This is a genomic window from Phenylobacterium sp. (genome assembly GCF_030698145.1).
Lineage (GTDB): Bacteria > Pseudomonadota > Alphaproteobacteria > Caulobacterales > Caulobacteraceae > Phenylobacterium.
In genome coordinates, this window is record NZ_JAUYNW010000004.1 from 1 (window position 1) to 9,610 (window position 9,610).

Here is a 9,610-nt window from a genome sequence, read left to right on the forward strand (position 1 = left end):
GAGTCGGTCGACGGCGTCTCCCTGAGTCGTGGTTCCAACCCCGATCAGGGAACTGACCATGACCCAAGTCACCTACGAACTCCCCACCGCCAACGGCGCCTTCCGCCAGGCCCGCATCGCCTTCATCCAGGCGGGCTGGCATACCGAAATCGTCGACAACGCCTATCAGGGCTTCATCGCCGAGATCGGCCCGCTCGGCTTCGCCGAGTCCTCCATCGACCGCTTCGAGACCCCTGGCGTCTTCGAGATTCCGCTGCACGCCCAGACCCTGGCCAAGACCGGCCGCTACGCCGCCATCGTCGCCGCCGGCTTCGTGGTCAATGGCGGCATCTACCGCCACGACTTCGTGTCCCAGACGGTGATCTCTGGCCTGATGCAGGTGCAGCTTTCCACCGAGGTGCCTGTGTTTTCCGTGGTGCTGACGCCGCACCACTTCCATGACCACGACGAGCATCGCGCCTTCTTCCGCGAGCACTTCCTGGTCAAGGGCGCCGAGGCCGCCCAGGCCTGCGCCAAGACCTTGCACAGCCTCGCCCGGCTGGCGGCGGCGGCGTGAGGACGAGGATGACGCACGAGACCCTCACCGTCCCGCCCGGTTTCGAGCGGCACTACCGCCAGAGCCCGCTCACCGACCCCTGGGAGCCGCTCTACAGCCGCAAGACGGACGACGCGGTGATCCTGGGCCTGGTGGCCGAGGCGGCCCACACCAACAGCCGCGGCTTCGTCCACGGCGGGCTGATCAGCGCCCTGGCCGACAACGCCATGGGCCTGTCCTGCGGCGTGCGGCTGGGCGGCGGCGCCAGCCTGGTGACCGTGAACCTGACCCTGGACTTCCTGGGAACGGCGCGGGTCGGCCAGTGGCTGGAGTTCGCCACCGTCTTCGTCAAGTCCGGCGGGACACTGTCCTTCGCCCAGGCCTTCGTCACCGCCGACGGCGAACCCTGCGCCCGGGCAAACGCCGTGTTCCGGGTGCTCAAGAAGGCCGTCTAGCCTAGCCGTAGCTCTTCCTCGACGCCGACGGCGTCGAGGAAGTCGCGGTCGTGGCTGACCAACAGCAGGGCGCCATCATAACCGCGCAGGGCCGCCTCCATGGCTGCGATGGAATCCAGATCAAGGTGGTTGGTCGGCTCGTCCAGGATCAGGAGCTGCGGCGGATGTTCCGACATCAGCACGCACGCTAGCGCCGCGCGGAGCCGCTCGCCGCCGCTCAGCGCGCCGACCGTCTTGGCCGCCGCCACGTTGCGGAACAGGAACCGCGCCAGGGCGGCGCGGGCGGCGTTGTCGCTGGCCGGCGGGTTCAGGCGGCGGAAGGCCTCGACCAGGGTTTCCTCGTCGCGCAGCAGGTCTGTGCGCTGGTCCAGCAGCGCCGCGCGGACCCCGGAGGTCACTGAGCCCTGGCTCGGCGAGAGGTCGCCGACCGCCAACTTGATCAGGGTGCTCTTGCCCGAGCCGTTCGGACCGGTGACCGCCAGACGGCGCGGGCCGGTCATCCGGAAGGAGACGCCCGAGAGCAGAGGCGCCCCGCCAGGCCAGGCGAACCCCACCTGCTCGAACGCCAGGACGGTCTTGCCGCCGGCGAGCCCGGAGGGCGGCAGGTCGAAGGCCAGCCGGCGCAGGCGCTCCACTCGGCCCTGGGCCTCGGCGAGATCGGCGCCCGCCTCGGCGGTCTGGTGTTGGGCCAGCAGATTGGCGCGTCCGCCCGAGTTCTCCGCACGCTCGGCCCTGGCGCCGAGGAGGATCTTCGGGGCGTCGCCCTTGGCGGCGGCGCGCTTACCGGCGGCGTCGCGGCGGGCCTTCTTCTCGCGGGCGTTCTGGGCCTCGCGGCCGACCCGAGCCAGGGCCCGCTCGGCCTCGGCCAGGTCGCGGACGGCGGCGGCCTCCTCCTGCGCCTTGCGCGCCTCATAGGCGTCATAGCCGCCGCCATGGACCTTCGCGCCCAGGCTGGAGAGGTCGACGATGCGGTCCATCTGGCGCAGCAGGGCCCGGTCGTGGCTGACGACGATCGCTCCGCCCTTCCAGCCGGCCAGGACCTCGGCGACCAGGGCGCGGGCCTCGGCGTCCAGATTGTTGGTGGGCTCGTCGAGCAGCAGCAGATCAGGCTCTGCGGCCAGCAGGCCGGCCAGGGCCGCGCGGGTCGCCTGCCCGCCGCTGAGCGACGCCGCGGCACGCCGGGGATCGAGCCCCGCCAGCCCCACCTGAGCGAACGCAGCGTCCAGCCGCGCCTCCAGGGTCCAGTCGGCTTCGGCGAAATCCGCCTCGCCTCCGGCCCCCGCCTCGATGCGGGCGAGCCGCGCCAACGCCTCGGAAAGGCCCAGCACCTGCGCGACGCTGGCGTCTCGCGGCGGGGCCACCGCCTGGCGCAGGACCCCGACCCGGCCGCGCACGCTCACCGATCCCGAGGCCGGGGCGAGTTCGCCCAGCATCAGGCCGATCAGGGTGGTCTTGCCGACGCCGTTGCGCCCCACGAGGCCGGTGCGTTCGGCCCCGAAGGCGAGGGTCAGGTTGTCGAAGAGGACGCGGCCGTCAGGGGTTTTGAACGAGAGGCCGTCGAGCGTGACGAAGCTGGGCATGGTCGACCTTGGACAGGGGGGCGTTCGGGACGAAGCGGGTGTCCGGTGCGCGTTCCATGGTCGGGGCCTCCTTCAACAGTCGGGCGGATATAGTCGGTCCTACGAGCCATCGCAATTCGCGGTTTTCGGACACGACGTCCGGCGGGCTCTTGCGGCGGGACGCACGGAGGCGGATTTGAAAGCAAGAGGCGGAGTTCGCCGCGGTTTTCGAAGGCCTATCCCATCGAGCACACGATCGATGGAGCAACCGAGATGCAGATCGCAACCCAATCCGACGAAGGCCGCTGGGCCGCCGTCATCGCCAAGGACCCCGCCGCCGACGGCGCGTTCCTCTACTCCGTGCGCACCACCGGCGTGTTTTGCCGACCCTCCTGCGCCGCCCGCCCCGCCCGGCGCGAGAACGTCGCCTTCCACCTGACCCCCGCCGACGCGCGGGCCGCGGGCTTCCGGGCCTGCAAGCGCTGCCGCCCCGACGAGCCGCCGATGGCGCAGCGTCACGCCGCCATGGTGGGCGAGGCCTGCCGCACGATCGAGGCCGCCGAGGAGGTCCCCAGCCTGGCCGATTTGGCGGGCCTGGCCGGCATGAGCTCCTACCACTTCCACCGGGTGTTCAAGTCGGTGACCGGGGTCACGCCCAAGGCCTATGCCGAGGCCCACCGCACCCAGAAGGTGCGCGCGGCGCTCACCTCCAGCGAGACGGTCACCGAGGCCATCTACGACGCCGGCTTCAACTCCGGCGGCCGCTTCTACGCCAAGTCGGCCCAGGTGCTGGGCATGACGCCCACGCGCTTCCGGGCCGGCGGCGAGGCCGCGACGATCAAGTTCGCCATCGGCCAGTGCTCGCTGGGCGCCATCCTGGTGGCGGCCACCGAGGTCGGGATCTGCGCGATCCTGCTGGGCGACGATCCCGAAGCCCTGGCCCGCGACCTGCAGGACCGTTTCGACCGGGCGGTCCTGGTCGGGGCGGATCCGGAATTCGAGGCCCTGGTCGCCCAGGTCGTGGGCTTCGTCGAGCAGCCGGGGCTGGGCCTCGATCTGCCGCTGGACGTGCGCGGCACCGCCTTCCAGCAGCGCGTCTGGCAGGCCCTGCGCGACATCCCGGCCGGTCAGACCGCGGGCTACTTGGACATCGCCACCAGGATCGGTTCGCCCAAGGCGGTCCGCGCCGTGGCCCAGGCCTGCGCGGCCAACCACATCGCCGTGGCCATCCCCTGCCACCGGGTGGTGCGCACCGACGGGGCGCTGTCGGGCTATCGCTGGGGCGTGGAGCGCAAGCGCGCCCTGCTGGACCGCGAGGCCGCGGCGTGAGCGCGCTTGCCCTCTCCCCGCCGTCGGTCGAGAGCCGCGTCGGCGCCCTCGACTGGCCCACGGCGCTGGCCACCCTGGACGCCCAGGGCAGCGCGGTCCTGCCGGGGCTGCTCAGCCCCGACGAATGCCGCGCGGTGGCGGGGCTCTATGGCCAGGAGGCCGGTTTCCGCAGCCGGGTGGTCATGGGCCGTCACGGCTTCGGGCGCGGGGAGTACCGCTACTTCGCCTATCCCCTGCCAGACCTGGTGGCCGAGCTGCGGACGGCGATCTATCCGCGGCTCACCGGCCTCGCCAACCGCTGGAACGCGGCCATGGGCATCGCGGTGCGCTACCCCGACGATCACGCCGCGTTCCTGGACCGCTGCCGCGCGGCGGGCCAGGCCCGGCCCACGCCCTTGCTGCTGCAGTACGAGGCCGGCGACTACAACTGCCTGCATCAGGACCTCTACGGCGAGCACGTCTTCCCGCTGCAGGTGGCGATCCTGCTCTCGGAGCCCGGCGCGGACTTCACCGGCGGCGAGTTCGTGCTGACCGAGCAGCGCCCGCGGATGCAGTCGCGCGTCGAGGTCGCGCCCCTGCGCCAGGGCGACGCCCTGGTCTTCGCCGTCAACCACCGGCCCGTGCAGGGCACGCGCGGAACCTATCGGGTCAACCTGCGCCACGGCGTCAGCCAAGTGCGCAGCGGCCATCGCCACACGCTCGGCGTCATATTCCACGACGCCCTCTAGACCTTCCGGAGCAAAGCCATGTCCTTCGTCGTCACCGGCCTGCCGGTCGAAGACTTCCGTCCGCTGTTCGGCCTTTCCGACGCAGATCTCACCGCGCGCGGGATCGTGCGCCACACCGCCACCGCCGCCATCGGCTTCCCTTGCCGCATCACCCTGGAGGACGCCCAGGCGGGCGACACGTTGCTGCTGCTGAACTACGAGCACCAGCCCGCCGAGACGCCCTATCGCTCGCGTCACGCCATCTTCGTCAACGAGAGCGCGACGCAGACCCGCCGCGCGGCGAATGAAATCCCCGGATGCCTCGCCGTGCGGCCCCATATCGCGCTGCGGGCCTATGACGAGGCGGGCATGATGACCGCCGCGGAGATCTCGCCGGGCGCGGACCTGGCGCCGGTGATCGAGCGGATGCTCGCCAATCCCCAGGTCGCCTACCTGCATGCCCACAATGCGGGCCGCGGCTGTTTCGCGGCGCGGATTGACCGCGCCTGAGGCTTGCGAACGGTGCTTCGAACACTGAAGGTTCGCCCCGGTCATTTCGGGGAGAAGCGTTGGTGTTCAAGTTTGGTCTTCCGCTCGCGGTCCTGCTGGCGAGCGCCGCGCCGGCGCTCGCCGCCCCCGCAGCTTCGTCGGGCGTCAGCCCCGCCGTCAAGGTCCTGCACGAGAACCTGATCGTACTGGACACTCACTTCGACACCCCGGCCAACGCCGCGGTTCCCGGCTTCGACATCCGCGCCCGCCACGAGGTCTCCGACGGCAGCCAGGTGGACTATCCGCGCATGGTCGAGGGCGGGGTCGACGGCGGATTCTTCGTGATCTTCACGCCCCAGGGCGCAAGGGGTCCGGCGGCCAACGCCGCCAACCGCGACCTGGCCCTGCAGCGGGCCCTGGTGATTCACAAGCTGGTGGCCAGGAATAGCGACCTGTTCGCGCTCGCCACCAAGGCCGAGGACGCCGAGACCATCTCCAAGGCCGGCAAGCGGTTCGCCTATATCAGCATCGAGAACTCCGCGCCGCTGGCCGGCGATCTCACCCTGATGAAGACCTTCTATGACATGGGCGTGCGGATGATGGGGCCCATCCATTTCGCCAACAACGACCTGGGCGACAGCGCCACCGACCCCAAGGGACCCGAGTTCGGCGGGCTCTCCCCGCTGGGCAAGTCGTTCGTCGCCGAGGCCAACCGCCTGGGGGTCTTGCTGGACGCCAGCCATTCCTCCGACCTGGTGCTGGACCAGATGCTGGCCCTCTCCAAGGCTCCGATCATCCTCAGCCACACCGGCGCCAAGGCGATCTACAACCACCCGCGCAACATCGACGACGACCGCCTGCGCGCCCTGGCGGCCAAGGGCGGTGTGATCCAGATCAACGCCTTCACCGGCTACATGATGGACGTGCCCAAGATCCCCGAGCGCGACGCGGCCCTGCTGGAACTCACCAAGGCCTACGGCTCGCCTCGCGACGTGCCGGCCGACAGGCGCGAGGCCTACAAGGCCGCCCGCGCCGCCATCGACGCGAAATATCCCCTGCCCCGCGCCACCCTCAACGACCTGATGAAGCACATCCTGCACGCGGCCAAGGTGGCGGGTAAGGACCACATCGGCATCTCCGGCGACTTCGACGGCGGCGGCGGCATCGAGGGCTTCGACGACGTCTCCGACTTCCCGGCGCTCACCGAGCGGCTGGTCAAGGCGGGCTTCACCAAGGAAGACCTGGCCAAGTTCTGGGGCGGCAACGCGCTCCGCGTGCTCCAGGAAGCCGACCGGCTGAAGGGCTCCTAGGGCGCCATGGAAGACCGCAACCAGATCTTGAGCAGCCTCGACGGCGACTTCGCCGAGGGGGTGACCGCGTTCCTGGAGAAGCGGCCACCCCGCTACGAACGGCGGGAAGGCTAGGCGTTCTGTCCCCTAGGACAGGACGATCAGGACCACGCGGCGATTGGCGGAGCGGCCGGCCTTGTCGGTGTTGGGCGCCACCGGCGCCTCGGCGCCGTAGGAGATGGTGCCGATACGGTTCAGAGCGACGCCCTTCTGGCTCAGATAGCGGCGCACGGCCTCGGCCCGCTGCTCGCCCAGCCGATACGCGCCGGCCTTGGACTCGCTGGCGTCGGTGTGGCCCTGGATCTCCACATAGACATTGCGGTTGTCGGCCTTGAGCTTCTCGACGAAGGCGTCGAGCCGGGCCTGGGCCTCGGGCGACAGGGTCGCCTTGGCGGCCGGGAACTTCAGGCTGTCGTCGGACAACACCATCGAATAGGCGAACTTGCCCTCGGCCAGCTTGCCGGCGGCGTCCGCCCGCTGCAGCGCCTCGCGCGCCGTCGCGTCCACGCCTGCGATCCGCGCATCGTGCGCCGTGACCTTGCTGTCGACGATGGCCACCTGCTCATTGACGAAACCTTTGGTAGCGCAGCCGCCGAGGCTGGCAACACCTAGCAGCATCGCTCCCGCGATGACGATCTTCGAAGCACGCTGGATCATGTCGGTCTCTCCGCCGCGGTTCGAGCGAACCGCAATTGACGTTTAAAGCCCTGGGACGGCGTCGGGTTCCAGACCAACGCCCTGCTGACAACACTGCTGACAAGTTTTGGCGCGCCGACGGGCTAGGACTCCCGGGGAGACCGGGCGATAACCTCGCATGCGACGTTTGTTCGCATAATGTTCCTGTGTTATCGCTGAGTCTCGGAACTACATTAGGCGGGGCCCGCTGAGCGCAGGGGGCGGATTTCGTTTCCGGAAAAACATGGCCGAACAGCTTAACTTCATCCGCGTGCGCGGGGCGCGTGAGCACAATCTGAAAGACGTCAGCGTGGACATTCCGCGCGGCGAACTGGTGGTGCTGACCGGGTTGTCGGGGTCGGGCAAGAGCTCGCTGGCCTTCGACACCATCTACGCCGAGGGGCAGCGCCGCTATGTCGAGTCGCTCTCGGCCTATGCGCGCCAGTTCCTGGAGCTGATGAGCAAGCCCGACGTGGACCTGATCGAGGGCCTGTCGCCGGCCATCTCCATCGAGCAGAAGACCACCAGCCGCAATCCGCGCTCCACGGTCGGCACCGTCACCGAGATCCACGACTATATGCGCCTGCTGTGGGCCCGCGTCGGCGTGCCCTATTCGCCGGCCACCGGCCTGCCCATCGAAAGCCAGACCGTCTCGATGATGGTCGACAAGCTTACCGCGCTGCCCGAGGGCGAGCGGCTCTACCTGCTGGCCCCCGTGGTGCGTGGCCGCAAGGGCGAGTACCGCAAAGAGATCGCCGAGTGGCAGAAGGCGGGCTTCCAGCGCCTGAAGATCGACGGGGAGTTCTATCCGATCGAGGACGCCCCGGTGCTCGACAAGAAGTTCAAGCACGACATCGACATCGTCGTGGACCGGCTGGTGACCAAGGCCGGCCTCGAGACCCGTTACGCCGACTCGATCGAGACCGCGCTCAAGCTTGCCGACGGAATCGCCGTGGCGGAGTGGGCGGACAAGGCCGAGGGCGAGGAAGAGCCGCGCAAGCTGCTGTTCTCCGAGAAGTTCGCCTGCCCGGTCTCGGGCTTCACGATCAGCGAGATCGAGCCGCGGCTGTTCTCGTTCAACAATCCCTACGGCGCCTGTCCGGTCTGCGACGGCCTGGGGGCCAAGCTCGCCTTCGACGCCGACATGGTGGTCCCCGACAAGGACAAGACCCTGCACAAGGGCGCCATCGGGCCGTGGTCCAAGGGCCCCTCCCCGCTCTACACCCAGACCCTGCAGGCCTTGGCGCGCCACTACGGCTTCTCCATGGACGAGCCGTGGTGGAAGCTTCCGGAAGCGGCGCGGACCGTGGTCCTCTACGGATCGGGGACCGAGAAGATCAAGTTCATCTATGACGACAACGCCCGGAAGTACGAGGTCAACAAGACCTTCGAGGGCGTGCTGCCCAACCTGGAGCGCCGCTGGCGCGAGACGGACTCGTCCTGGGTGCGCGAGGAGCTGGGCCGCTACCAGTCCGAGACCCCCTGCGAGGCCTGCGACGGTTATCGCCTGAAGCCGGAATCCCTGGCCGTGAAGATCGCCGCCAAGCATGTGGGCGAGGTCAGCCGGCTCTCGATCCGCCATGCCGAGGAGTGGTTCACCGGTCTGGAGGGCTCGCTCACCGACAAGCAGATGGAGATCGCCCGGCGGATCCTGAAGGAGATCAAGGATCGCCTGCGGTTCCTGGTCAATGTGGGGCTGGACTACCTGAACCTGTCGCGCGCCTCGGGCACCCTGTCGGGCGGCGAGAGCCAGCGCATCCGCCTGGCCAGTCAGATCGGTTCGGGGCTCACCGGCGTGCTCTATGTGCTGGACGAGCCCTCCATCGGCCTGCACCAGCGCGACAATTCCCGCCTGCTGGAAAGCCTCAAGGGCCTGCGCGACCTCGGCAACTCAGTGCTGGTGGTCGAGCACGACGAGGAGGCGATCATGACGGCCGACTATGTCATTGACATGGGTCCGGCCGCGGGCGTCCACGGCGGCGAGATCGTCGCCCAGGGCACGCCCCGGGACGTGATGGACAATCCCAACAGCCTGACCGGCCAATACCTGTCGGGCGTGCGCGAGATCGAGGTGCCGCAGGACCGCCGCCCGATCTCCAAGAAGAAGATGCTGCGGGTCATCGGCGCCACCGGCAACAACCTGAAGAACGTCACCGCCGAGATCCCGGCCGGGACCTTCACCTGCATCACCGGGGTGTCGGGCGGGGGCAAGTCGACCTTCACCATCGAGACGCTCTACAAGGCCGCCGCGCGGCGGCTGCACAACGCCTCGGACGCGCCCGCCCCCCACGACAAGATCGAGGGGCTGGAGATGTTCGACAAGGTGATCGACATCGACCAGTCGCCCATCGGGCGCACGCCGCGCTCGAACCCGGCCACCTATACCGGCGCCTTCCAGCCGATCCGCGACTGGTTCGCGGGCCTGCCGGAATCAAAGGCGCGCGGCTATGGGCCCGGCCGTTTCAGCTTCAACGTCAAGGGCGGCCGCTGCGAGGCCTGCCAGGGCGACGGG

9 protein-coding genes are annotated in these 9,610 nt (G+C 69.3%); 7 read left to right on the plus strand and 2 right to left on the minus strand.

Features of this window, described 5'->3' with window-relative positions; translation table 11 throughout:
• The first annotated feature begins 58 nt into the window (after positions 1-58).
• Positions 59-556 (plus strand): 6,7-dimethyl-8-ribityllumazine synthase, encoded by a 498-nt coding sequence (locus Q8Q77_RS00175; protein ID WP_305579947.1) that lies wholly within the window; start codon positions 59-61, stop codon positions 554-556.
• 8 nt (positions 557-564) lie between these two features.
• Complete coding sequence (locus Q8Q77_RS00180) at positions 565-990, plus strand: PaaI family thioesterase (RefSeq protein ID WP_305579949.1); 426 nt, start codon at positions 565-567, stop codon at positions 988-990.
• Here Q8Q77_RS00180 and Q8Q77_RS00185 read toward each other — a convergent pair.
• Positions 987-2,570, minus strand: a complete 1,584-nt coding sequence (locus tag Q8Q77_RS00185; protein WP_305579951.1) for an ABC-F family ATP-binding cassette domain-containing protein — start codon at positions 2,568-2,570, stop codon at positions 987-989. The genes Q8Q77_RS00180 and Q8Q77_RS00185 overlap by 4 nt on opposite strands.
• 252 nt (positions 2,571-2,822) lie before the next feature.
• Between Q8Q77_RS00185 and ada the strand changes: the two genes are divergently transcribed.
• The 4 genes from ada to Q8Q77_RS00205 all read left to right on the plus strand — a co-directional run bounded on the left by ada (position 2,823) and on the right by Q8Q77_RS00205 (position 6,384).
• Positions 2,823-3,878 (plus strand): bifunctional DNA-binding transcriptional regulator/O6-methylguanine-DNA methyltransferase Ada, encoded by a 1,056-nt coding sequence (ada, locus tag Q8Q77_RS00190; RefSeq protein ID WP_305579953.1) that lies wholly within the window; start codon positions 2,823-2,825, stop codon positions 3,876-3,878.
• Complete coding sequence (locus Q8Q77_RS00195; RefSeq protein ID WP_371130374.1) at positions 3,875-4,606, plus strand: 2OG-Fe(II) oxygenase; 732 nt, start codon at positions 3,875-3,877, stop codon at positions 4,604-4,606. Before ada ends, Q8Q77_RS00195 begins: the two co-directional genes overlap by 4 nt.
• A gap of 18 nt (positions 4,607-4,624) precedes the next feature.
• On the plus strand, positions 4,625-5,095 hold the full coding sequence (locus Q8Q77_RS00200; protein ID WP_305579955.1) for a DUF1203 domain-containing protein: 471 nt from the start codon (positions 4,625-4,627) through the stop codon (positions 5,093-5,095).
• 62 nt (positions 5,096-5,157) lie between these two features.
• The gene (locus Q8Q77_RS00205) at positions 5,158-6,384 is read left to right on the plus strand and encodes a dipeptidase (RefSeq protein WP_305579957.1); all 1,227 of its coding nucleotides are present in this window, start codon (positions 5,158-5,160) and stop codon (positions 6,382-6,384) included.
• A gap of 126 nt (positions 6,385-6,510) precedes the next feature.
• Here Q8Q77_RS00205 and Q8Q77_RS00210 read toward each other — a convergent pair whose 3' ends face one another.
• Positions 6,511-7,080, minus strand: a complete 570-nt coding sequence (locus tag Q8Q77_RS00210) for an OmpA family protein (protein WP_305579959.1) — start codon at positions 7,078-7,080, stop codon at positions 6,511-6,513.
• A 262-nt stretch (positions 7,081-7,342) separates the two neighbouring features.
• Here Q8Q77_RS00210 and uvrA point away from each other — a divergent pair.
• On the plus strand, positions 7,343-9,610 hold a 2,268-nt coding region (gene uvrA / locus Q8Q77_RS00215; RefSeq protein WP_305579961.1), incomplete at its 3' end, for an excinuclease ABC subunit UvrA.